Genomic DNA, 23,680 nt, shown 5'->3' on the forward strand with positions numbered 1-23,680 from the left:
AATTGATGAAATAGGTGAGTTATTTTGATTCAACATTTTATTACTTACTTTATTGCTAGAGGTTTGCCAGGTTTAATTAACTTTTTAGCTATTATTATTTATAGTCGGATATTACCTCCAGAACAATATGGAACCTATGCGATCGTGCTCGCTTCGATTTCTTTAATAAACTCTATTTTATTAAGTTGGTTAAGACTTGGGGTTTTAAGATATTACCCTTCGTACACTACGGAAGAACGAAAACTCTTTCTTAGTACAGTGTTCATTGCGTTTTTAGCTTATATGCTATTGTCAGGCGGGATTATTAGTTGTATCGCTTTATTTGGAATAATTGCTGAAGAGTATTCCAGTATTTGGCTTTTGGGTTTGTGTTTGTTATGGGTTAGTGGATGGTTTGAGATTAATTTAGAGATTTTCCGAGCAGAGTTATCTCCAAAGAGCTATGGGTGGTTTTACTTAAGTAAGACGATACTTGCTTTGGTCATCTCTATTGGAATTATTTTTAGCTTTCATTTAGGAATGACAGCATTAGTAATTGGTTCGATTTTGGCTATGTTCATTCCATTATTATTTGTGATTCCAAAAGTATGGAGCGGTGTAAATTTTCATTATTTTAACAGAAATATTCTCAAAACGTTACTAGCGTATGGTTTACCATTAACTCTTACTTTAACAATGGGATTTTTAATTGATAGTTCCGATCGGCTTTTGTTGGGATGGTTAAGTGGCCCCAGCTCAACGGGATTATATGCAGTGACCTACGATTTTGCTCAACAAACAATAATTCTTATTATGACAATTGTAAATTTAGCGTCTTATCCGATTATTATTCATACATTGGAGAATGGTGACCAGGTTGAGGTACAGAAACAGTTGGAAAAAAGCTTTGTTTTACTATTTCTACTCGCTTTTCCTACAGTTTGCGCTTTGATAATCTTAAGTCCCAATATATCTTTTTTGTTCTTTGGAACGGATTATCAAGCCGCTGCTATTGTAGTGATTCCATGGATCGCTTTAGTTTCCTTGATACAAGGGATTAAAGCTTTTTACTTAGATTTAGCCTTCCAATTAAGCAAACAAACAATAAAGCAGGTATTTCCAGTAGTCATTGGAGCAGCTTTAAACATCTTATTAAATCTTTGGTGGATTCCTCTTTATCAAATAAAAGGGGCGATAATGGCAACACTCATTGCTTATGTAGTTTCATCCATTATGAGTTGGTGGTTAGGCCGAAGATACTTTGTACTACCCATTCCTAAAAGAGAAATATGGAAAATTGTAATTATTACTGTTGTTATGTTTTGCGCGCTATACCCGATCCATCACTTGAAAGGATTCATTGCTTTAATTGTTCAAATAGGAGTAGGCATCATTGTCTATGGGCTGGGTATTTGGGTGTTCAATGTTCTTAATATAAGAAAGGCGCTACCACTAGCTGAACGGAATTTGAAAATAAAAGTAAAGGGGTGATGATGTTGAAGACCAAGAAAAAAGCTTTTTTTCTGCCGTCTTTAGTTGGTGGGGGAGCAGAACGGGTGATATTAAACTTGGCTATAGAATTTGCTGATCAAGGTTATGACGTAGATTTAATATTAGCAAAAGCGATTGGAGAGTATTTAGATCAAGTTCCTTCAAATATCAATATTATCGATTTAAATTCATCAAGAGTGCTTTATAGCTTATTTCCTATGATTCAATATTTAAAAGAATATAAACCAGACTCTTTATTATCGGCGTTAAACCACACGAACATCATCGCTATATGTGCGGTTTTGTTAGCCAATGTTCAAACAAAAGTATTTGTAAGTGTGCATAATCAATTGACTCAGTTTTCAACGAATTATTCGCGGCGATTTGTGGTAAAGTTGATCCCTTTTTTGATGAAATGGAGCTTTAGAAAAGCAGAAAAGGTAATTGCTGTTTCTAATGGGGTGGCAGAAGATCTTCAGAGAAAAATTAAATTACCTCAAGAAAAAATACAGGTGATCTATAACCCAGTAGTAGACGCTGGGTTGATGAAGAAAGCGAAAGAAAAGATTGATCACCCTTGGTTTGAATCAAGTGAATTGCCGGTCATTTTAGCAACTGGTCGATTAGAAGCAGAAAAAGATTTTTCTAGTTTAATTCAAGCATTTGCACGAGTCAGACAAAAGAAGTTGGCCAAGCTGATTATTCTTGGGGAAGGACAGGAGCGAGAGCAGTTAGAGGAGTTAATTGAAAGTTTGGGTTTAAAGGATGATGTTTGGATGCCAGGGTTTGTAGTGAACCCTTATGCTTATATGAACAAGGCAGATTTATTTGTACTATCATCTCAATATGAGGGGTTACCTACCGTTTTAATTGAAGCATTAGCATGCGGAAGTGAAGTAATATCAACTGATTGTCCAAGTGGCCCGAGAGAGGTTCTTCAAAATGGTCAGTACGGTTTGTTAGTACAGGTTAAAGATGTTGAAGGAATGTCTCAAGCTATTATCAATAAATTAGAGTCTCCAATTAAACAAAACGAACAGGCTGCCTATCAACCATTTGAGAAAAAGAAGGTGTTTCATCAATACTTAGAAATCATGTGAATAGGAGGTGGTTCCAACGTTTCATCTTTCCTATTATTTATTGTTATTAATGGTTTTTACTATTCCTTGGGAAAATTCAGTCGTCTTTGATGGATTAGGTACCATTGTCCGTCCAATTGGCAGTTTAGCTTTTATCATGACATTACTTCACCTATTTAAAACAGGTATTTATAGACCATTAAATAGCATTCATTATTTACTGCTAGCTTTTGTCGTTTGGAGTGCTGTTAGTGTGCTCTGGTCGGTAGATCCAGAACTTACGTTCATTCGGATTAAAACATATGCTCAACTTTTCGTTATGATTTGGTTAATATGGGAGCTTATTCAAACCGATCAACAAATGAGAGTATTGCTACAAACGTATATATTAGGGGCATATGTTTCTATTGCTAATACGTTCTCAAAATTTCTGGATACAGAACAAGTAAACTATGGACGGTACGCGGCTGAAGGGTTTGACCCTAACGATTTAGGTGTAATATTGGCGCTAGGAATTCCGATGGCCTGGTATTTATTGATTGTGCAGAAGACATTTATTCTGAAATGGCTGAATGCTGCTTATATCCTGCTAGGAATGCTAGCCATTATCATGACGGCTTCAAGAACAGCTTTTGCCGTTGCTATTCTTGGTCTTTTTTATATTGCATTAATATATGGTCGATTATCACACAGAACAAAGATATTAGTAATAGTGTTTATCATGATTTCTCTATTTTGGGGTTTGAAGGTAATTCCAAATGGGGCTTTTGATCGAATACTGACGATTCAAGAGGAAGTGAATTCAGGAAGCTTAAGTGGTCGTGGGGAACTTTGGTTCGCAGGTTTAGAAATGGTTAATGAACAACCACTTCTCGGCGTTGGTGCGGGTGCTTATCCTGCTGCCCTCGAAGAATTTCTAGGTACACGTGAATTGAGCCATAATACATTGCTTTCTGTAATAGCTGAAACAGGTGTTATTGGATTAATACTATTTCTGACTGTTTTATTTATATCCTTCTATACAGCTTGTCAAACTTCTTATTTAGAAGCTACTCTATTTTTTGTTTTATTGACTATTTGGTTGTTAGCAAGCATGTTCTTAACATGGGAATTAAGAAAGCCAACCTGGTTATTATTTGCATTAATTGCACTTGAACATTCTAAGGTCCAATCTAAAAAAAACAGTTTAAATACCTCTAGTCAAAAAGGAAAAGATTATTTATCAATAACCAGTGGACTGTCTATTAAATGATGAGTATAGACCATAACAAATGCTGAGGGAGGGGTTAGTTTGGTTAACATTCTTTTTCTTATTACTGGACTGCATGTAGGGGGGGCAGAGATGCAAGTCTACCAAATGATTAAAGGTTTAAAACATATGAACTATCGTCCGATAGTTGTATCTTTGCTTCCCGTTGGTCCAATAGGAGAAAAATTAGAGGAAGAAGGGATAACTGTCTATTCATTAGATATGGAACGCGGAAAGGCGAGCATATCTGCTGTTGTACAGTTAAATAAAATTTTAAGAAAAGAAAAAATCACAATTATTCACTCCCATCTTTTTCATGCCAACATATTAGCGCGATTGATGAAGCTATTTCATCCGACAGTCAAAGTAGTGAATACTATTCATAATATTAATATTGGCGGCAGAAAGCGAGAGCGACTGTTGCAATATACAAACTCTTTGAGTGATGGAATAACAATCATTAGTCAAGCAGCAAAGGAACATTTTATTAAAGTGGGAGCTGTTTCTGAAGAAAGATTACGTTTTTTACCCAACGGTGTAGATACCGATATATATCAAGAGAAAATGTCTTCAAAAGCAACAGTGAGAAGGAATTTAAAGCTTGGAGACGATTTTATTTGGCTTGCAGTGGGACGGTTTGATAAACAGAAAAATTATCCTAATCTTTTGAAATCATTTCGTTACGTATTAAACGAAAAGAAACAAAGCTACTTATTAATAGTAGGTATCGGGACACTATTAGAAGAAATGAAATCATTAGCAGCTGATTTGAACATTGCTGATCGAGTTCGTTTTTTAGGATATCGGCAAGATATTCCTGATTTGATGAGTGCGGCGGATGGTTTTGTTATGTCTTCAGATTGGGAGGGGATGCCCCTTGTTTTGCTGGAAGCTTCGTGTGTAGGTCTACCAATTGTATGTACAGATGTTGGAGGAAATAAAGAAGTGGTTATTCATAAGCAAACGGGCTTGCTTGTCAAACCAAAATGTTCACTGTCTTTATCTGAAAATATGTTGCAATTAATGGAAATGTCAGAGGAAGAGAGAAAAGAAATGGGTGAATGTGGGAAAAATTATATCCGAGATGTGTATGATCTAGAGCAAGTAATTGATCAGTGGGACCAACTATATCAACAAGTATTGAGTAAAAGCTCTTAATAAAGGAGAGAAGAATCATGATTCAACCGGCCATTTCTAAACAAAAAGTAGCTTTTGTAGCTTCTATATATGGGCATTTAGCAGCTTTCCACCAACCGTTTATGAAATGGTTTCAAGAGCAGGGGTTTGAAGTACATGCATATGGTCATGAAGATGCTGGAAAAAAAGAAATTAAGAGTTTAGGTGTTGTTTGTCACGATATCCCGTTTCAAAGGTCACCCTATCATTTGGATAATATTCAAGCTTTAAAAGAAATTACAAGAAGTTTTAAAACAGAGGCTTTTCAAGTTGTTCATGTACATACCCCTGTAGCTAGTGTATTGGGAAGAATAGCCGCTAAGAGAAATCAAGTTCCTTGCGTGTTATATACAGCTCATGGATTTCATTTTTTTAAAGGAGCTCCTTGGAAAAACTGGCTCACGTTTTATCTCATAGAAAAATTAATGGCTCGACATACTGATTATCTTGTAACAATTAATCAAGAGGACTATATTCGTGCGAAAAAATTTCCGGTTAGAAAAGAAGTACTGTTTGTTAGAGGAGTCGGAGTGGATAGTCAAACTTACAAAGTAGTTCAGAAAAATGAAGTGCAAAATAAACGAAAGCAATTAGGTTTGACTCCTGATGATTTTGTCATCGCTTGTGTGGCGGAGTTAAATGACAATAAAAATCAAGTCCAACTTATTAAAGCAGTTTATAGACTTGTGAAAGACTATCCGATGATTAAATGTTTATTAATAGGTAGTGGGAAAGAAGAATTTAAGTTAAGAAAGATGGTTCAAACGATGGATTTGCATGAGAATGTTCGTTTTCTAGGATTTAGAAAGGATATCCCTGAATTAATGGAATTAGCAGATGTGGTGACATTGCTTTCAAAACGGGAAGGATTGCCTCGAGCACTTATGGAAGGGCTGGTTGCTGGAAAACCTTTAGTGGTGACTGATGTGCGAGGAAATAGTGATTTGGTTGTTAACGGAAAAAATGGTTTTGTAGTAAAAGTAGGGGATATTGCAGCAACAGCAACAGCATTTGAACATTTAATGGTTCATCGTGAAGATTTACAGGTAATGGGGAAAATGAGTGCGCAAATTTCGAAACAGTATGATCTATCAATTATTTTAAAAGAAATGGCTAATGTCTATCAAAAAGCTATTATCTCAGCAATTCGATAAATTAAGAGAAATGTTAAACTAATGAGGGAGACCCCCAGTAACAATTGACTAGTTGCTGTGTTCTCCCTTTTCTGTTCTAGTAAAACTATTTTTTTATTTTAGATTGCTTCAAAGTATATTGTATAATCTCGTCAGATTGGTTGTTTTTTAAATAGTTTCTTTCTATTATTGACTCTTTAGCATTTTCTACATAAATCCCGACTCCCTTGTTAGATATTATTCGATTTTCGATCACCTTTGCTTGAGTGACACTTAACAGGGAGAGACCTGTTGCCTGATTGCTATTTATCTCATTGAATTGGACAACAATTCCGCTTTGATTATATAACCCTCCCCAAATATATATTCCATTTCTTCCATTTTTGTTAATTCTATTATTTTGAATGATGTTTTCGCCAACATGATTAACAAGGTGAATGCCGCTTCTAGTATTTTCTTTAATGATATTACCGATTATTTGATTAGCAGGTGCAAAGTTAACATTAATTCCATTCCCGGTGGAAGCATCAGAAGAATTTCCGTTATTACTAATTACATTGTTTAGGAGAGAGTTGTTCTTTGTTTCTCCTTCATTAACTTTTCCACCTAGATAAACCCCACCTTTTTGATTCCCTTTAATTAGATTATTCTTCGCTAGATTGTTACTTGCATAGATAAATGAGAGACCATATCCATTGTTGTTTAACAGTTGATTGTTTTCTAACCTAACATTTTCAAGTGGTAAATTAAAGGGATAGTTCCGCTCTACATCAATCCCTGCTTCTGGGGCAGTGCCATTAGAGCGAGAAAAAGTACTGTTTTTCACAGTAATGTTCTTTCCTGCTGTAATGGATATGCCTTGCCTACGGTTATTTGTAGCGACACAATTGGTCAATTCTATATTAGTTGGATAAATATTTGCTGACTCGTCCCCTTCAATTATAAAACCATCCCCCCAAAAATCTTTTGTTTTGACATTGGAAATAGTGATACGGTTCGAATTCCCTCCAATATAAATACCATACCCGTATTCTCCAGTTGAACCTTGATGCTGGTAACGATCACCGATTAAAGTTCCCCCAGTGATTGTCACATTATTATCGTTGTAGATAGTAAACATGCGATAGACTGGACTATTATTCGGAATACTTTTTAAGATAGTTTTTTCATCTAAAATGATTGTTAAGTTATGTTTCATCTGTAAAGATCCTGTATTGGGATGAGTATCAATTAAAAATGTTCCAGCTGGAAACCGAACAATGCCTTTCTCGTCAGAAACTGCTTGAATGGCTGCCTGAATAGCTGCAGTATCATCTTTTGAATCGTTAGGTTTTGCTCCATAAGTTATGACGCTGACTTCCCCCGGCTTTGTATTAACTTTTTCTATATTTATGTCATTATTTTCTTTGTTTACTTGAGGAATAGGAACAAGCATGCTAGTCAAGAAGAAAAATAAAGTAATAGAAAAAAACTTAAATCTATTCAACAAACCCCACCTCCATATTTATTTAGTCAATTTTTAATCTCTTAAATAAGAAAAACATGAATTGACAGTTACTTTATCTTATTCAAAGGTAAGGAATTTGTATGGGTGGGGTGTTTATGACAATTTCATTAATTCAGGTGATTATTAACCAGTAGTGTTAATATCTTTTATTCTTGAATCTTTTGTGCAAAATGGCTATTTTGCACGTTTTTAGTGAATGCTGAAGGTGAATAGAATGAAACGAAAGTTTTTAACATAGCTTAATTTAAATAAAGATCAAAAACTTATAGAATGATTGTTGTTCTCTATAAAGAATGTTACTATGGGTGATGAAAAAAGTAAAGAAGGCACCTTTTTTAAGAAAAGTAATGTAAGAGGAAAATATAATGCATTACTTTATCCCGCATTAATGGGCTGTAAGACCCCCACCTCAACATGGCAGAAGAAGCGTAGGCATATAGGTAGGGGATCAACAGCCCGTAAACGCCCGATCCGTTCAACTAACAATCAGTGGAGGATGGAGAAAACCCCCACTGATTGGAGTTTCACTTTATTAACTGTGATTTCACTTTAAAATAAGAAAGAAGACGGCTATGGTCGCCAGTCTTCTTTTAGTTGTTAAAAGTTTTTAGAAATATTGCTTAGGGCAGAACCGGCACTTTCGTTGGCCTGTTCTTTAGTTGATAAATCACCGAGAGAAACAATTCCAGCCAGTTGTCCATTCTCTATGACCGGCAGTCTGCGGACTTGATGCTGGGCCATGAGAGCAGCGGCTTCTTCTAAGGACGCATCTGGAGAAATTGATACGATATTATTAGACATGACATCTGAAACTGTGCTACCTTGCTGGTTTGCTAATCCCCGAATGACTAGATCACGATCGGTAACCATTCCAACGACTTGTCCATTATTCACTACTGGAATGGCTCCAATATTTAAGGACTCCATTTTACTTGCAGCTGCTTCCATTGAATCTTGACTTGTGCAGCAAGCCACATTGCTAGACATGATTTCACGTACTTTCATCTCGCACCTCCAAAAAGAATTCAAGCTTATTGTGTGCAAAAATAGGAACGCTATACTTGTATTTTTTTTGATACTATAAGTAGACACATTCAAAAAATTTGAAACTTTTATCTGAGTCGCTCGTATAACAGAAATGAGTTAGAAAAGTTTCTATGTTGAAGGAAAGGCGAGGTGATCAATTTGGGGTTATTCGACCGGTTATTTAACAGAGGAAAAGCGGAAACTAAAGTGGAAGAACGGACCGTGTTAAACTTGCAAGTCGGTGACATTGTTACGTATGATCTGCAGGATTTTCAAGTGGTTGGGAAATTGCACTATGATGATCACGGGTATACTTGGGATGCGTATCAATTACAAGGGGATGGAAAAGCTGTTTGGTTAAGCGTAGAGCTTGATGATGAACTAGAGCTTGGCATCTATGAAAAAGTTAAGTTACCGTTAGAATCACCTATTCCGAAAAAAGTAACTTATGAAGGACGACGGTACAGGCTAGAGGAGAATGGCAAGGCTTATGTCACAGGTGAAGGCCGCAGTCAAAATGTGAATGGTAAAGAAATGAAGTATTATGACTTTGAAGATTCTTCGGAAGAGCATTTCTTATCTGTTGAGGTTTGGGGCAGTGAAGTGGAAGTAAGTTATGGCTATGCCATTGATGAATATGAGATTAAAATTATTGCAGGAAGCTAAGGAGGAGTAAAGATGTTTCAATTTTTTAAACGCGTAAAAACGTATGTAGGTTCTGAATTAAATGCAGCGCTTGATAAAGCAGAAGACCCGGTGAAAATGCTTGATCAATTTATGCGGGAGATGGAAGCTGATATTCGTGAAGCGGAAACAGCTGTCGCGAAGCAAATTGCTAATGAGAAAATGTTAAAGAAAAAGTTTGATGATGCTTCCCAAATGGCCGAAAAACGCCAGCAGCAAGCTATTGAGGCACTAGAAGCAGGCAATGAAGACCTTGCTCGTCGGGCTCTGGAGGATAAAAAAATTCATCAAGGTCAAGCAGAAGCGATGCGTGGAGCATATGAGCAAGCGGCTAATGATGCACAAGTGTTACGAGAGAAGCTAGATGAGATGAAGCAGGAATATCAAGAAATGAAAGTGAAGAAGGATGCGTTAAAAGCACGGGCAGAATCAGCGAAAACAAGAACGAAAATGAATCGTGCAATGTCTTCTATTGGCAGTGATGAATCTCGACGCGGGTTTGAGCGAATGGAAGAAAAAGTACTACAATACGAAGCGGAAGCAGAGACATCTGAAGATTTACGTTCTTCTTCACGCAGTCTTGATGACGAACTAGAAGCATTGAAAGCCAAGAGTGCTGTTGATGATGAGTTAGCGGCATTAAAGAAAAAATTAGGGAAAGAATAATTTCTTTCCCCTTTTTATTGGAGTGTTTCTCATGAAGAAGCGAATATTTTTAATCACTATTTTATTTGTTGCTCTGATTGGTGTACTTTCCGGTTGCGGGAATGGCAAAGTGGAAGAGTATATTTCTGAGCAGTATATGCTTATTGACGTCGTTCAAAGTCCGTCTGCTGAACAGGATAATTCTTATATTTATAAAGCTGAAAATCAGTCGGTGCCAGACTTGGCGGAAGAGTTGACTGGAGTGGAACAGCCTGATGAGACAGGAAAATACGTAAATGACAAACAAGTACTTATTTATGATAATTATTTAATCATTTTAACGAAAGATCCTGATAATGGGGCAGACAGTTTGATTGAAGTAGCTACAGAAGGCTTTGTTCGAGATTATTACAGTCCAAGCTTTTTCCAAGGTATGCTTATTGGTCATGTGCTGACCGATATGTTCGGGAAGAATTGGGATAACAAACAACGAAATCACTGTGGCCCGAATCATAATGAAGACTGTTATGATGGCTATAGTTCTTCGGGGGGCGGCTATTATGGAAGCTGGGGTACCGGTTCATCTGGACGCGGAGCTACTTTTCGAGGTGGCGGTCCTGGAGAAGGGAAATAATGATAATATTTAGTAAAGGGGAAGAACAATGAATCCGTTTGTATTAACATTTCTTTACTTTGCCATTGCGATTGGTGTGGTCGTTGTAGGGTTATTTTTATTTGAAATGCTGACGAGAAAATATAAAGATTGGGAAGAGATTCGCGAAGGAAATGCCGCTGTCGCTCTGTCGATTGGCGGGAAAATTGTGGGGATTTGTATCATTTTAATGTTCTCTATTTTTCATAATGATACGATTATCCAAACGGTGATTTGGGGAGCATATGGTATCGCTTTGCAGTTGATCGCTTATCTGCTATTTGATTTATTGACAAGAGGCTTTTCGGTAGAAGAACAGCTGAAGAATCGCAATATCGCCGTAGGGTTAATCTCTTTTTGTGTATCGGTTGGTTTTGCTTGTGTTGTAGGCGCTTCAATTAGTTAATGACAGCAAGAGGCAATGAAAAGGTGAGAGAAATGGTTGATGAACAACGATTAAATCAGAGCAAGAGCATTTATTGGGCTTCTGGAATTGTGTCGATTTGCGGCATTATTTTTGAAGTGCTGTTTGGTGCTCTTGGTTCTTATATTTTAGGAGATGGGGTCAAACAGTATACACTGACCATCTCTCTTTTTTTAACGGGTATGGGAATAGGCGCTTTTATTAGTGAGAAGATTACTAAAAATCTCGTTTTGTCATTTATTTGGATCGAATATAGTATTGGACTGATAGGTGGCTTCTCTGCTTTTTTGCTGTTTGGCGTAACAGCTTATTTACCGGAGGGGACAGATGCTCTTTTTCTTTATGGAATCACACTCATTGTTGGGGCTTTGACAGGGGTAGAACTACCGGTATTAATTCGTAAGGCGAATGAGGTTGGTGTGGCTTTACATAAAAGTACGGCAAAAGTATTGTTTTCTGATTATGCAGGCGGTTTAATTGGAGGGCTATTGTTTTTATTTCTCCTTCGTCCTTACTTTGGACTGGTGAAAACAGCTTTTATTGTGGCAGCTATCAATATTGTGACAGCCATTTGGATCGCTGTTAAATTCCGCAATGAATTAACGAAGTATACTTTTCATATTGGAGCAGGGAGCGTATTTCTTCTTATTATTTTGGCTGGAGTATTATTTGGAGAAGAAGCAGCGTTTCATTTCGAACAAAAGTTGTATAAAGACCCCATTGTTTATTCAGAACAAACAGCTTATCAAAAGATTGTGTTGACGAGAGAAGATGGGGATACGAGGCTATATTTAGATGGACAGCTCCAGTTTAGTTCAGCGGATGAGCATCGCTATCATGAAACACTTGTCCATCCTGCAATGGCAGCTTCTCAACAAAAAGAGCGTATTTTAGTTCTTGGCGGAGGAGATGGTCTAGCTGTTAGAGAGCTATTAAAATATGAAGAAGTCTCTGATATTACGCTCGTTGACCTTGATCCACAAATGGTCGAGTTAGCAAATACCAATCATTTTTTAGTGGATTTGAATGAAGGTGCACTTGAAAACGAAAAAGTGACCATTGTTCATGAAGATGCTTTTCGATTTATGGAGCAAGCAAAGGGGTTTTATGATGTGATTCTTGTTGATCTGCCAGATCCAAACAATGAATCTTTAAATAAGCTGTATACGATGGAGTTTTATTCTTTACTTCGTAATCATTTGTCGCCTGATGGAGCGATGATGGTGCAGGCCACTAGCCCAGTGTTTGCTCCTGAAGTATACTGGACAATTGATCGAACGATTGCTTCTACCGGGTTACAAACAGAAAATCTACATGTAGATATCCCAAGCTTTGGTGGGTGGGGATTCGTGCTTGCTTCTAGGAAACCCATTGATTTAGAAACACTTGAGATTCCAAGCAACACTCGTTATTTAACAACAGATTTACTGCCATCATTGAGTCATTTTGGGAAAGATGAAGATGCACAAATAGAAGGAAAAGATGGGGAATTAGTTAAAATAGAACCGAATACATTAATTCGCCCCAACTTAATTGAAGTGTACGAAAAGTCTTGGAGATATTATTAATGAAAGGGGGCTGACTCTTTAAGAGGCAGCCTTTTTTAAGTTATTTGTTTGTTTCCATAGGGAGTAGTTTCCCAGGATTTAATATATAGTTCGGATCAAGCATATTCTTGATGCTAGTCATAAGAGATAAGGATTCACCATGCTCTTGTTGTTGATATTTCATTTTTCCGATACCGACACCGTGCTCTCCGGTACAGCTTCCGCCTAGGGAAAGGGCAAATTCAACAATTTCCTCATTTAACAAATGAGTTTTGGTGACTTGTTCTTTTATTTCTGGGTTGAATAAAGTAAGTGTATGGAAATTTCCATCGCCGATATGGCCAAGGACCGCTCCATCTAACTCGTGATAGTCAATGCGAGCTCGGGCGTATTCCACCATTTCTGGCAACTTAGAAATTGGCACACACACATCTGTTCCGATTGTTTTCTTTTTCGGGTCACTATGTCGGAATGCATAAGAAAGATCGTGACGTGCTTTCCACAACTGTGCTCTTTTTAGGCTATCTTTTTCGAAAATAAATTCTTGACAGTCTTGTTCCTCACATAGTGCCTGAACAAATTCAGCGTCTGCATGATTGCCAGCTTCATTGCCGTGAAACTCAAGGAACAAGGAAGGTGTTTCCTTAAAAGCAGTGTCGCTATAATGGTTGACTTGTGCGATCGAGCGGGCATCGACAAGCTCCATACGAGCGATTGGAATCCCAGCCCTTAAAATAGACACGGCTGCTTCTACACATTGTTTGACAGAAGAAAAGCAAGCTCGAGCAGCCATAATCGATTCTGGAATCCCATGTAGTTTTAAAGTGATTTCGGTAAAAAGCCCAAGTGTCCCCTCAGAACCTGCAAATAAGCTATTTAAATGGTAGCCGGATGAAGATTTTTTCGCGAGACTACCTGTATGTAAGATGCGTCCATCAGCTAGAACCACTTCTAAGTCTAAAATTTGATCCTTCATGACTCCGTAGCGGACGGCCTGTGTACCACTAGCATTCGTCGCTGTCATTCCACCGATTGTAGCATCCGCCCCGGGATCCACAGGGAAAAATAGTCCATGCTTATTTAACTCTTGGTTTAATTGGAGTCGAGTGATGCCTGGTTGAGCCTTTACAATTAAATCTTCCGGACGTAATTCGATGATGTGGTTCATTTGGGAAAAATCGACGGAAATCCCTTTATGAATGGGAATGGCATGACCTTCAAGACTTGAACCGACACCAAATGGAACAACTGGTATCCGCTTGTCATTGGCATAAGTAAGCAGGCTTTGCACATCTTCCTTTGATGCTGGAAAGAAGACGATATCGGGAAGAACGGGGTCAAAATAAGACTCGTCCTTGCTGTGATGCTCTAAGATCGTTTCATTGATGGATACTTTTTCTTTACCGAATCGTTCTAATAGTTCTTCGTAAATACTCATAAAGCTCTCACTGTTCCTTTCTGTTTCTATCTACAGAATATTGTATACAATTCTTTCCTCGGATTCCATGAGCGTTGGTTGATTTCTCCTTTTTATTTCAATAAAATCGAAATTATTTTAAAATATAGCTATAGATAAGGAAAGAGAGCTGTTTAGAAATGGAAGAGTTATTTGCTTGACTATATCTTTGAAAGATTAAGCGAGTTGCGATAGCTTGTCATTTAGTTCTTTTAATTCTTGCTCCATGTGGATGAGCTGTTCTTCTGTTTTAGAAATTCCTTGTCCGGTTGACTCTAACTTTTCAATATCACCTTGGACTCGGATGTAATCCATTTTCAATTCAGCAATTTTATACTCAAGTTCTGACTTGGTCATTTGTCTTTGCTCCTTTGTGTTTCTTTTATTTTGGCTTTGGTAAACAATGATGTTGATTTTGATTGCTTTCAAATGAGTCAAAAATCAACACTACACTTTAACATAGCCTTTATTTTAGTAGATTAGATAAGGAGTTAGCAAGATTAGTACAAAAGGAGGGTTTGTTTATGTTCGGTTTAACTATTCATCTTCCCGTATGGCAAGCACCGATGGCAGGCGTCACGACCCCGGAGCTAGTAGCAGCTGTCTCAAATGCAGGAGGTCTTGGAAATATTGGGGCTGGCTATTTGTCGGGAGAACAGACAGAGCAATTTATTCATCAAGTGAAAAAATTAACGGATGCTTCATTCGGTATCAATCTGTTCGTTCCAGAACAAGTGGAGGATGCTTCGGAAAAAGTAAAATATGCTCAAAGTGTACTTGCATCCTATCGACAAGAACTAGGGATGGAGCCAGATACGTTAGAAACTATGACAGTCCAGTCTGCTTATTGGGAACAAATTGAAGTGGTGTTAAAAGAGAAAGTGCCGATTTGTTCTTTTACCTTTGGCTTGCCTGAGGAAGAAGTGATTCAGCGTTTGAAAGCGAATGGAACGACCGTCATAGGGACTGCCACCACTGTAGATGAAGCTGTTGCCGTAGAGAATGCAGGGATGGATGCGGTAATTGTCCAGGGAAGTGAAGCAGGTGGCCATCGTGGTAGTTTTCAGGAACCAGAACGCCTAATCGGCCTCATGTCGCTTTTGCCTCAAGTTGTTCAAGAGGTTCAGATTCCAGTCATTGCAGCAGGTGGAATTATGAATGGTCATGGGGTAGCAGCTGCACTTTGTCTTGGTGCCTCAGCTGTTCAAATGGGGACCGCTTTTTTAGTAACAGAAGAGAGTGGAGCTCACCCGCTTCATAAAGAAGTCATTTTGACGGCAAATGAAAAAGATGCTGTACTTACAAAAGCCTTTTCCGGAAAATCGGCAAGAGGCATCGCTAATCGCTTTTTGAACGAGATGCAAGAGCATGAAGCGGGATTACCTCCTTACCCAGTGCAAAACACTCTCACCGCTGAGATTCGAAAGCACGCAGCGAAGCTCAATAAGGTAGATTATTTGTCACTTTGGTCGGGGCAGAGTCCACGCCTTAGCAAACGCCAGACAGCGGAACAGTTAATAAGTCTAATAGAAAAAGAAGTAGAGGAAGCATTGCAAGCAAGTGTGGAGAGACTAAGGGGATGAATATAAAAAAGATCAACCTACGAGTCGGTTGATCTTTTTTTGTATATTTAAGAAAATTGAATAAATTCGAAGGCTAAATTTAAGAAGAAAATAGAGTGAAGAGCGGCGAAGATTAATCCTTGTTTATTTAACTTTTTCATTAATACACGATCCATATCTATCACCTCATTAATTATTTGTAAACTGATTATATAACAATGTCATAAAAAGTTCAAAATATTTTTAATGAATTATCACATTTTTTTAGTTGTTACATAGATCGATTGAGTTATTCAGTCAATCGAAGGGTTGAATTAGTAGAGGAAACAGCAACTGCATCTACATAATCAGTCGCCTAAGAGGAGGAATTAGTCGGGAAAATCAAAAAATCGGTCACTGAATCACCGTAATCAGTCGCGCCAACAAGAAAAACGGTCACGACCACCCAAGCATCAGTCGCCACGCCACCTATGGACCCACACCCTCACAATTTTTTTTGAAATACAAAAAAGAAGGCATCCAAAATGGACACCTTCTTCTCCCTTTACAATATTGGCGAAAGTAATCTAGAGATAGATTCTTTAAATTTAATGACACCGGATCGATTTTGATACTTCTCTTCTGTTAATTCATAAGATAATTCCATGTCTTTTTCAAATATGTTTGCTAGTTTTTGACCTGTGTCATAATCATAGATGAAAGCATTCACTTCAAAATTAAGTTTGAAGCTTCGAACATCAATGTTGGCTGTACCAACAGAACTCAGTTTTTCGTCAACGACAATGGTTTTTGCGTGAATAAAGCCATTATCATAAATATAAATTTTGGCTCCTGCTTTTATGAGTTCACCCGCATTGGAATAAGTCGCCCAATAAACGAACATATGGTCAGGCTTGTTTGGGATCATGATACGCACATCGACTCCGCAAAGCGCGGCGATTTTAAGTGCATCAAGCAAGCTCGCATCTGGGATAAAATAGGGTGATTGAATATAAATCGATTTTTTGGCAGAAGAAATCATTTTAATATAGCCACTTTTAATTTGTTCCCACTCGGAATCCGGGCCGCTTGTGACAATCTGCATAGCGACATCGTTATTGCTAGGTTTTTGCGGGAACAGATGATTGGAATAATCGATGTCATGAGAGTCCGATGCTTGATTCCAGTCTAAAATAAAGCGTGTTTGAATGGAGTGCACGGCTGAACCTTCTATTCGCAAATGAGTGTCACGCCAATAGCCGAATTTAGGGTCTAGTCCAAGGTATTCATCCCCGACATTGAAGCCACCAACATAGCCGATTTTTCCGTCAATAATAACGAGCTTTCTGTGGTTCCGATAATTTAAGCGCAAATTAATTAAGGGAACTCGAGAAGGGAAGAAGACTTCAACGAGTCCACCCGCATCGGTTAATTCTTTAAAATGTTTTTTGAGGACTCCGCGCGAGCCCATTTCATCGTAGAGAATTTTTACTTTGACTCCTTGTTGTGCTTTCTCTGTTAATAGTTTGACGATTTCAGAACCGAGATTGTCGAGTCGCAAAATATAATATTGCAGATGAATATGATCCGTTGCTTGCCGCATATCATTCATTAAAGCATTAAACTTCTCTCTTCCATCTGTATAGATGGTGAGGTCATTATCTTCTGTTAAAACCGCATCGTTATTTTTCAAAAACATGGATACTAAATCTTCATTTTCTTCAGTGTGGGGATTACGAAAGTCGAATTGTCCAAGGTGAATATCTTTCATTTGTTTTTGGATGGTCGCATCAATGCCAACTTTCTTTTTATCATCCCAATCAAACAGTCGCTGTCTACTTAAATTTTGTCCGAAAATTAAATAAAGAATAAATCCGAGTATAGGTATGAAAAATAATACCATTAGCCATGCCCATGTAGCAGACGCGTCTTTTCGTTCTAAAAAAATAACGACAGAAGACAAGAGGATATTTAACAACAACAGAGAGGTTGCTAGCCAACCCCATACATTAATGTCCATAATTGTATCCACCTTTTTTATATCAAATTTTAATGTGGGGTCTCGCCCATAATAGCATATATTATTTTACCAATTTGTAAACAATATTACTATCCACAAAAAATACAATCAGCATAATGGAATAAGGAGTAGAAATTTTTTGGGACATTTTCGAATAAAGCCTACTTGACTTATAGGGATTAGTGGTATAATCTTTTTGATAGATAAAAGGAGGAAGGTAATAATGGACTCAACCTTGATTATTTTAAATGTTATGGCTCTACTTGTGTTAGTAGGCATTTTATATTTCATGCAAAAAAAGCATATGTCATTTTCTAAAAGAGTTTTCACTGCGCTAGGGCTTGGAATTGCCTTTGGTTTCGTCTTACAACTTCTATACGGTTTGGAATCGAAGGTGCTTCTTCAATCTACAGAGTGGTTTAGTATTATTGGTACAGGATATGTGAAGCTGCTTCAAATGGTGGTAATGCCACTAGTGTTTATTTCAATTGTTTCTGCTTTTACAAAGCTGACGATCACAAATAATCTAGGGAAAATTGCCACGCTGATTATCGGACTTTTAGTGGGAACAACAGCAGTAGCCGCTGCCGTAGGAATTGCGACTTCATTGGGCTTTGGCTTAGAAGCTGTACAAATAGAAGGTGGCGAGGCGGAACAAGCTCGTGGCCAAGAGATTGAGCAGAAGTACACAGAGATTGAAGGACAGACATTCCCACAAAAAATTGTGGAATTCTTGCCTGCCAATCCATTCCTTGATCTCACTGGTCAAAGAGAAACATCCACTATCGCTGTTGTGATTTTTGCCGGTTTTATCGGCATGGCCTACTTAGGAGTGAAAAGAAAAGAGCCGGAGCAAGCGGACTTCTTTAAAAAGATCGTTGATGCTTTATATAGTATCGTGATGCGAATTGTTACGATTGTTCTTAGATTAACACCGTATGGCATTTTGGCGATTATGGCTCAAACGGTTGCGACGAGTAATTTTTCAGAGATTGCCAAGCTTGGGGAATTCGTGCTTGCCTCTTATGTTGCACTAGCCATTGTATTTTTGATTCATTTAACGATTTTAGCTTTTGTCGGGCTAAATCCAATCACTTATGTAAAAAAAGTATTTCCTGTGTTGACGTTTGCTTTTACTTCTCGCTCAAGTGCAGGAACTTTACCGCTAAATATTCAAGCGCAGAAAAAAGCATTGGGTGTTCCTGAAGGGATTGCCAATTTTTCTGGATCATTTGGATTATCTATTGGTCAAAATGGCTGTGCCGGGGTGTATCCGGCCATGCTCGCTGTCATGATTGCACCAACTGTAGGCATTGATCCACTTTCGCCGTCTTTTATCGCGACATTGATTGTTGTTGTGGCGGTTAGTTCATTTGGTGTAGCTGGTGTAGGTGGGGGAGCGACATTTGCAGCTATTCTTGTTTTATCAACGATGAATCTTCCAGTGGCTTTAGCTGGGTTATTAATTTCAGTAGAACCTCTCATTGACATGGCGCGTACAGCTGTCAATGTTAGCGGAAGTATGACGGCGGGTGTGGTTACGAGCCGTGTAACGAAAGAGCTAGATACCGATATATATAATAAACAACAAGGTGAAGCAATTTATCATTAACAAAAAAGCCGGAGTGAACTGCCCCCTAATTGTTAGGCACAATCTAACAATTAGGGGTGCAGTTTTTTCTATCTAGAAGGTTAATAAAAATTGAAACCATTCTTTCATATAAAACGTAAAAAAGGGAACAATATTTTTGAAGGAGTGTTGAAACATGGAGAATAATCAACGAGTGTTAAAAATAATTGATCGTCTATCTCTCTTAGGAGTAAAGGTATCTAAAACGAAATCTCGTATTGAAGTGTATAATTCTTTAAAAGAAGCTATTTGTATAAAGCCCTAAACTTGAATAAATCGGTAAATGCTTTAAACGGAATAGGTGTAAAGCCCACAATTAAAATAGCAAGTGCCCCATTAGTCTTCTGCTTTAACAATAGTCTCCTCTTTTATTTTAAAATTCATAAGTGAAATTATAGCATTATTTACATAAGCAAACGAACGGTGAGCAGTATTAAAACAAAAAACAGCCCTACACTGGGGCTGTTTTTTTATGATAAAGCTTTTGATTCCGCTAATGGAAGAGAAGGTTGTTTCGTAAGCGAACCTTCGTTCACTTGCGGCTTTTTTCGCACTTCAACATATTTAATTTGATGGTCTTCCATTTCTTTAATAAGGAATAAATAGCCATTGTACTCAATGATATCTCCTTGAGCTGCTTCGTAATTTTCGGTCAGAATCCATCCGCCAATTGTATCGATATCTTCATCTTCCATATTGAGATTAAGCAGATTGTTTATTTTAGAAATGAGAACTTTCCCATCAATGATAAAATGAGAATCTGTGATTTTTCGAATGAGAGGTACCTCATCAAGATCAAATTCATCTTGAATTTCTCCAACAATCTCTTCAAGAATGTCTTCTATTGTGACTAAACCAGATGTTCCGCCATACTCATCCATTAAGATCGCCATATGGATTCTTTCTTTTTGCAATTTAACGAGCAACTCATGGATGGGAATCGAGTCGATCACTCGAATGGTTGGTCGTACATATTGCTCTAATTGAAGTTGCCCAGTCTCTTTGTTTTTTACATAATCCGTAAGCACTTCTTTAAAGTTGATTAGACCAATAATATGATCCTTATCTCCATCTATGATCGGATAGCGAGTGAACCTTTCTTCACTAACGATATCAATAAAGGAATCGATCGTTTCATCCTTTGAAAGAGTGACCATTTCTGTGCGTGGAACCATAATTTCCTTAGCAATTCGATCGTCAAATTCAAAAATTTTATTCACGTATTTAAATTCAGAGGGGTTAATTTCCCCGCTTTTTAAGCTTTCTGATAAAATGATACGCAATTCCTCTTCAGAATGAGCGATGTCGCCTTCTGAAACAGGTTTTAAGCCGAATAGACCAGTGATGATACGAGCGGAGCCATTCAGTATCCAAATAAAAGGATACATCGCTTTGTAAAAAAAGATTAATGGCTGTGCCACAGCTAAAGTCATTGCTTCCGCTTTTTGGATGGCTAACGTTTTCGGAGCTAGTTCACCAATCACGACATGAAGAAAGGTAATGGTGGTAAAGGCAGCTCCAATAGTAATAGCGTGAGAGAGTGAGTTTGGAATATTTAGTATTTCCATGAGTGGATATAAGAGGCCAGCAACGGCAGGTTCTCCAATCCAGCCAAGGGCTAAAGCAGTGATAGTAATACCGAGCTGACAAGCAGATAAGTATTCATCAAGTCCCATGAGCACTTTTTTAGCGGCCATGGCTCGTGGATGTCCTTCTTCGATTAGCTGGTTAATACGAGAGCTGCGAACTTTGACAATAGCGAACTCCGAAACAACAAAAAATGCAGTTAAAGCAATAAGGATGACGACGAGCACCAGGTTAAATATGTCCAAGTAAATTCCTCATCCCATTAAACAATGGGAAAGGAGTCACCTCCTGTAAAATAAAGTTACCTGATTACACAAATCAATCTTCATTTACTTTCCTTCTGCTCTTTGTTAAAAAGAGAAGGATTATGGGAGAAGTTATGTTGAACGATCACTGTCCCATCGAATCACCCCTTATCACTTGTAAGCTGGATTCTCTTTATTATATTAAAGACAGATTATTCAGTCAAATAGACAATGCTACATTATATGATTGTTTTTATATTGATATGTTCTGAGAGAGCCTATCACATTAACTGCTGTAAAAACCATGAAGCGATCGTGAAATAAATAATTAACGATAAAATATCATTAATCGTTGTAATGAGTGGACCAGATGCTACAGCAGGGTCAATCTTTAATTTGTATAGGATCAAAGGAATCACTGTGCCAGCAAGTGTTCCGATAATTAATGTAAGCAGTAAGGATGAACCAACAACGATTCCTAGAATAGCACTTCCTTGCCAAATGAACGCAATAAAGAAGATGAGCACACTACAAATGGTTCCGATAATTAAACCAACACCAAACTCCCGAGCAACAAGGCTCAATACCGTTTTCATATCGATATCACGTGAAGCAAGTCCTCGGACAACAACTGCAAGTGACTGAGTTCCAGTATTTCCCGTCATTCCAGCAATCATCGGCATGAAAAAGGTGAGCGCGACTACTTGTTGTAATGTTTCTTCATATCCGGAAATAATACTGCCGGATACAAGGCCGATAAATAAAAGCAAAATCAGCCATGGAAGACGGCGGAAAGCAGCTACTCCTGCTTTTGTATCGAAATCAATCGATTTACCTGTGGCGGATAACTTTTCAATATCTTCGTTTGCTTCTTGAATGACAACGTCGAGAATATCATCAAATGTAACAATCCCAACTAAAGCGCCTTCTTCGTCAACTACTGGAATAGCAAGAAAGTCGTACCGTTCGATTAATCGGGCGATTTCCTCCTGATCTGTATAGACAGAAACAGAAATGACGCGAGCGTACATGATATCCTGTACTTTTTCATCAATATCTGCTATTAACAAGTCGCGGTAAGAAACAACGCCAACAAGCTTGTTTTCATTGTTTATGACATATAAATAGTTGATTGTTTCAGCGTATTCAGCAAATGACTTTAGTTTAGCTACTGCTTCACGAACGGTGAAGGAGTCTCTGATCCACACAAAGCGGTTCGTCATTAATCGACCAGCTGTTTCAGGTGGATAAGTCATCATGTTTTCAATGATGGTTGATTCTTCTTTTTTCATTCCTGCAAGAAATGTTTTAATGTTTTCTGGGGACATATCATCAAGTAAAGAGGCAAGGTCGTCATTGTCCATGTCGTCTAGAACTTTTCGAGACCGCTCTTTCCCTACTTTCTTTAACACAGCCATTTGCTCGTCGTTGTCTAGCTCCTGAATCATATCGGTCAAGACTGGTATGCTAAGCTGTAATAAGAAACGAGTTTGATGTTTTTCAGGTAAGTTTGTGTATATCGTTGCCATATCGTACGGGTGCAATTCATCTAATAATTTCTGCAACTCAACTTTTTTTCCATCTTTCAAAGCTTTTATGATCAGCAAAGTCATTTGATCTTCCGTTAAATTTTGCGTCATATGTATCCCCTCCTTGGTGAAAACAGCAAATCAGTATCTATTATAAAACGAAAAGGTAAAAAAAGTGAAAAGAATATGAAAATAATCTGATTTTTGGATACGTGTTTTCGATTTAATTTGCTAAAATAGATAGTATAACAAAATGATGCGGGGAACGTCATGTAATTTGGGATGATGCGGAGGTAATGATATATATGAAAGGCCAAGGGAATATGAAAGAATTAATCTATGTGCATTTAAATACATCGCATCAGTATACAATTTCTTATGGGATTGATTTTATTGAGTTTGCGCGTAGTCTTCCGAGAGAGCTGAATCACCTTCTTCTATTAAAACATCGCTTTGATGGAGCGGACTTTAATATGCACTCAAGGCTCGATTTCGTAGATGCAGAAGATGTAAGTAAGCTGTTAAAAGAGCCGATTGCGGAATATGGTGATTTTTGCTGGATTGATTTTGAAGAAATGGATGGATTAAATGAGCTAGAGGGTCAGGAAATTGCTGAATTGCTTTATTTAGGTCATTGTAAAGATCATTTACGTGTTCCATTTTACAGTAAGTTAGGTAATCGTTATGCCTATCTTTCTCGTGATGATCAGTGGTTTAATAAAACATATTATCGAAATATGTCTGATTTTTATTTCATGTTAGGTCGAGCTATTTCTTTAAAGCTAGGGCACTTTAGAAGTGAACGCTCCTTTTTTGCTTTAAGAAAAGGTACTCCATTTCCTCCGATCCCCAAAGAAATGATTGCTTCCTTTGGAGATAAAATGAAGGAAGGAATGGTGGTGTCGTTAGCGAAGACGATTCAGAGTCGAACGAGAATTGATATTCCGGTGTGGGTCGTTGGGGACTATATTAATATGGATGAGATGTTTGACGATTATAAGATCAATTTTCGAAACGAGCCAGATGGTCATTTCGAATTTGATAAAAAGGCGCATGAGTGGAGTGTTTATTTCTAAACAA

General features: G+C 37.8%; 21 protein-coding genes. 14 read left to right on the forward strand and 7 right to left on the reverse strand.

All coding sequences use genetic code 11. The features are described from left to right. The first annotated feature begins 24 nt into the window (after positions 1 to 24). The 5 genes from WDJ61_RS02120 to WDJ61_RS02140 are packed head-to-tail and all read left to right on the forward strand — an operon-like array spanning position 25 to position 6,128. Positions 25 to 1,470, forward strand: coding sequence for an oligosaccharide flippase family protein (locus WDJ61_RS02120; protein WP_338752823.1), 1,446 nt, complete (start codon positions 25 to 27; stop codon positions 1,468 to 1,470). 5 nt (positions 1,471 to 1,475) lie between these two features. Beyond that, positions 1,476 to 2,570, forward strand: a complete 1,095-nt coding sequence (locus WDJ61_RS02125) for a glycosyltransferase (RefSeq protein ID WP_338752825.1) — start codon at positions 1,476 to 1,478, stop codon at positions 2,568 to 2,570. A gap of 7 nt (positions 2,571 to 2,577) precedes the next feature. Then, positions 2,578 to 3,801, forward strand: a complete 1,224-nt coding sequence (locus tag WDJ61_RS02130; protein WP_338752826.1) for an O-antigen ligase family protein — start codon at positions 2,578 to 2,580, stop codon at positions 3,799 to 3,801. Positions 3,802 to 3,840: 39 nt separating this feature from the next. Continuing rightward, entirely contained in the window at positions 3,841 to 4,956 is a 1,116-nt protein-coding gene (locus WDJ61_RS02135) for a glycosyltransferase (RefSeq protein WP_338752828.1), read from the forward strand. A gap of 17 nt (positions 4,957 to 4,973) precedes the next feature. Then, positions 4,974 to 6,128: a glycosyltransferase family 4 protein gene (locus WDJ61_RS02140; protein WP_338752829.1), complete on the forward strand. Its 1,155-nt coding sequence runs from the start codon at positions 4,974 to 4,976 to the stop codon at positions 6,126 to 6,128. A gap of 85 nt (positions 6,129 to 6,213) precedes the next feature. Here WDJ61_RS02140 and WDJ61_RS02145 read toward each other — a convergent pair whose 3' ends face one another. Then, positions 6,214 to 7,593: a right-handed parallel beta-helix repeat-containing protein gene (locus tag WDJ61_RS02145; protein ID WP_338752830.1), complete on the reverse strand. Its 1,380-nt coding sequence runs from the start codon at positions 7,591 to 7,593 to the stop codon at positions 6,214 to 6,216. A 618-nt stretch (positions 7,594 to 8,211) separates the two neighbouring features. Next, positions 8,212 to 8,619, reverse strand: a complete 408-nt coding sequence (locus WDJ61_RS02150) for a CBS domain-containing protein (protein WP_338752832.1) — start codon at positions 8,617 to 8,619, stop codon at positions 8,212 to 8,214. 171 nt (positions 8,620 to 8,790) lie between these two features. On the opposite strand from WDJ61_RS02150, the gene WDJ61_RS02155 reads away from it, so the two are divergent. The 5 genes from WDJ61_RS02155 to WDJ61_RS02175 are packed head-to-tail and all read left to right on the forward strand — an operon-like array spanning position 8,791 to position 12,613. Continuing rightward, positions 8,791 to 9,306: a DUF4178 domain-containing protein gene (locus tag WDJ61_RS02155; protein ID WP_338752834.1), complete on the forward strand. Its 516-nt coding sequence runs from the start codon at positions 8,791 to 8,793 to the stop codon at positions 9,304 to 9,306. A 12-nt stretch (positions 9,307 to 9,318) separates the two neighbouring features. Then, positions 9,319 to 9,990, forward strand: coding sequence for a PspA/IM30 family protein (locus tag WDJ61_RS02160; protein WP_338752835.1), 672 nt, complete (start codon positions 9,319 to 9,321; stop codon positions 9,988 to 9,990). A 31-nt stretch (positions 9,991 to 10,021) separates the two neighbouring features. Next, positions 10,022 to 10,603 (forward strand): DUF4247 domain-containing protein, encoded by a 582-nt coding sequence (locus WDJ61_RS02165; protein ID WP_338752837.1) that lies wholly within the window; start codon positions 10,022 to 10,024, stop codon positions 10,601 to 10,603. 28 nt (positions 10,604 to 10,631) lie between these two features. After that, positions 10,632 to 11,027 carry a DUF350 domain-containing protein gene (locus WDJ61_RS02170; RefSeq protein ID WP_338752838.1) on the forward strand — a complete coding sequence of 132 codons (396 nt, stop codon included), beginning with the start codon at positions 10,632 to 10,634 and terminating at the stop codon, positions 11,025 to 11,027. Between the two features lie 32 nt (positions 11,028 to 11,059). Beyond that, on the forward strand, positions 11,060 to 12,613 hold the full coding sequence (locus WDJ61_RS02175) for a polyamine aminopropyltransferase (protein ID WP_338754664.1): 1,554 nt from the start codon (positions 11,060 to 11,062) through the stop codon (positions 12,611 to 12,613). 40 nt (positions 12,614 to 12,653) lie between these two features. Here the strand turns inward: WDJ61_RS02175 and WDJ61_RS02180 are convergent, their stop codons facing one another. Both WDJ61_RS02180 and WDJ61_RS02185 read right to left on the reverse strand, forming a co-directional pair. Next, positions 12,654 to 14,030 (reverse strand): FAD-binding oxidoreductase, encoded by a 1,377-nt coding sequence (locus tag WDJ61_RS02180; RefSeq protein ID WP_338752839.1) that lies wholly within the window; start codon positions 14,028 to 14,030, stop codon positions 12,654 to 12,656. Between the two features lie 195 nt (positions 14,031 to 14,225). After that, positions 14,226 to 14,405 (reverse strand): SE1832 family protein, encoded by a 180-nt coding sequence (locus WDJ61_RS02185; RefSeq protein WP_338752840.1) that lies wholly within the window; start codon positions 14,403 to 14,405, stop codon positions 14,226 to 14,228. Positions 14,406 to 14,572: 167 nt separating this feature from the next. Here WDJ61_RS02185 and WDJ61_RS02190 point away from each other — a divergent pair, with 167 nt between their 5' ends. Beyond that, on the forward strand, positions 14,573 to 15,631 hold the full coding sequence (locus WDJ61_RS02190) for a nitronate monooxygenase (protein ID WP_338752841.1): 1,059 nt from the start codon (positions 14,573 to 14,575) through the stop codon (positions 15,629 to 15,631). A gap of 523 nt (positions 15,632 to 16,154) precedes the next feature. Here the strand turns inward: WDJ61_RS02190 and cls are convergent. Beyond that, positions 16,155 to 17,609 carry a cardiolipin synthase gene (gene cls / locus WDJ61_RS02195; protein WP_338752842.1) on the reverse strand — a complete coding sequence of 485 codons (1,455 nt, stop codon included), beginning with the start codon at positions 17,607 to 17,609 and terminating at the stop codon, positions 16,155 to 16,157. Positions 17,610 to 17,832: 223 nt separating this feature from the next. Between cls and WDJ61_RS02200 the strand changes: the two genes are divergently transcribed. After that, complete coding sequence (locus WDJ61_RS02200) at positions 17,833 to 19,221, forward strand: L-cystine transporter (RefSeq protein ID WP_338752844.1); 1,389 nt, start codon at positions 17,833 to 17,835, stop codon at positions 19,219 to 19,221. Between the two features lie 154 nt (positions 19,222 to 19,375). Then, the gene (locus tag WDJ61_RS02205; protein WP_338752846.1) at positions 19,376 to 19,504 is read left to right on the forward strand and encodes an Lmo0850 family protein; all 129 of its coding nucleotides are present in this window, start codon (positions 19,376 to 19,378) and stop codon (positions 19,502 to 19,504) included. 205 nt (positions 19,505 to 19,709) lie between these two features. On the opposite strand, the gene WDJ61_RS02210 is transcribed toward WDJ61_RS02205, so the two are convergent. Continuing rightward, positions 19,710 to 21,071, reverse strand: a complete 1,362-nt coding sequence (locus tag WDJ61_RS02210; protein ID WP_338752848.1) for a hemolysin family protein — start codon at positions 21,069 to 21,071, stop codon at positions 19,710 to 19,712. 281 nt (positions 21,072 to 21,352) lie between these two features. Further along, positions 21,353 to 22,711 (reverse strand): magnesium transporter, encoded by a 1,359-nt coding sequence (gene mgtE, locus WDJ61_RS02215; protein ID WP_338752850.1) that lies wholly within the window; start codon positions 22,709 to 22,711, stop codon positions 21,353 to 21,355. Positions 22,712 to 22,905: 194 nt separating this feature from the next. On the opposite strand from mgtE, the gene WDJ61_RS02220 reads away from it, so the two are divergent. After that, the gene (locus WDJ61_RS02220; protein WP_338752852.1) at positions 22,906 to 23,676 is read left to right on the forward strand and encodes a hypothetical protein; all 771 of its coding nucleotides are present in this window, start codon (positions 22,906 to 22,908) and stop codon (positions 23,674 to 23,676) included. Positions 23,677 to 23,680: the final 4 nt, after the last annotated feature.

This window comes from Bacillus sp. FJAT-52991, assembly GCF_037201805.1.
Classification (GTDB): domain Bacteria; phylum Bacillota; class Bacilli; order Bacillales; family Domibacillaceae; genus Bacillus_CE; species Bacillus_CE kandeliae.

Coding starts and splice junctions, on each gene's coding strand:
- WDJ61_RS02140 (WP_338752829.1), top strand. CDS start 4,974: ATGATTCAACCGGCCATTTCTAAACAAAAAGTAGCTTTTGTAGCTTCT.
- WDJ61_RS02150 (WP_338752832.1), bottom strand. CDS start 8,619: ATGAAAGTACGTGAAATCATGTCTAGCAATGTGGCTTGCTGCACAAGT.
- WDJ61_RS02160 (WP_338752835.1), top strand. CDS start 9,319: ATGTTTCAATTTTTTAAACGCGTAAAAACGTATGTAGGTTCTGAATTA.
- WDJ61_RS02165 (WP_338752837.1), top strand. CDS start 10,022: ATGAAGAAGCGAATATTTTTAATCACTATTTTATTTGTTGCTCTGATT.
- WDJ61_RS02170 (WP_338752838.1), top strand. CDS start 10,632: ATGAATCCGTTTGTATTAACATTTCTTTACTTTGCCATTGCGATTGGT.
- WDJ61_RS02175 (WP_338754664.1), top strand. CDS start 11,060: ATGGTTGATGAACAACGATTAAATCAGAGCAAGAGCATTTATTGGGCT.
- WDJ61_RS02180 (WP_338752839.1), bottom strand. CDS start 14,030: ATGAGTATTTACGAAGAACTATTAGAACGATTCGGTAAAGAAAAAGTA.
- WDJ61_RS02185 (WP_338752840.1), bottom strand. CDS start 14,405: ATGACCAAGTCAGAACTTGAGTATAAAATTGCTGAATTGAAAATGGAT.
- WDJ61_RS02190 (WP_338752841.1), top strand. CDS start 14,573: ATGTTCGGTTTAACTATTCATCTTCCCGTATGGCAAGCACCGATGGCA.
- cls (WP_338752842.1), bottom strand. CDS start 17,609: ATGGACATTAATGTATGGGGTTGGCTAGCAACCTCTCTGTTGTTGTTA.
- WDJ61_RS02200 (WP_338752844.1), top strand. CDS start 17,833: ATGGACTCAACCTTGATTATTTTAAATGTTATGGCTCTACTTGTGTTA.
- WDJ61_RS02205 (WP_338752846.1), top strand. CDS start 19,376: ATGGAGAATAATCAACGAGTGTTAAAAATAATTGATCGTCTATCTCTC.
- mgtE (WP_338752850.1), bottom strand. CDS start 22,711: ATGACGCAAAATTTAACGGAAGATCAAATGACTTTGCTGATCATAAAA.
- WDJ61_RS02220 (WP_338752852.1), top strand. CDS start 22,906: ATGAAAGGCCAAGGGAATATGAAAGAATTAATCTATGTGCATTTAAAT.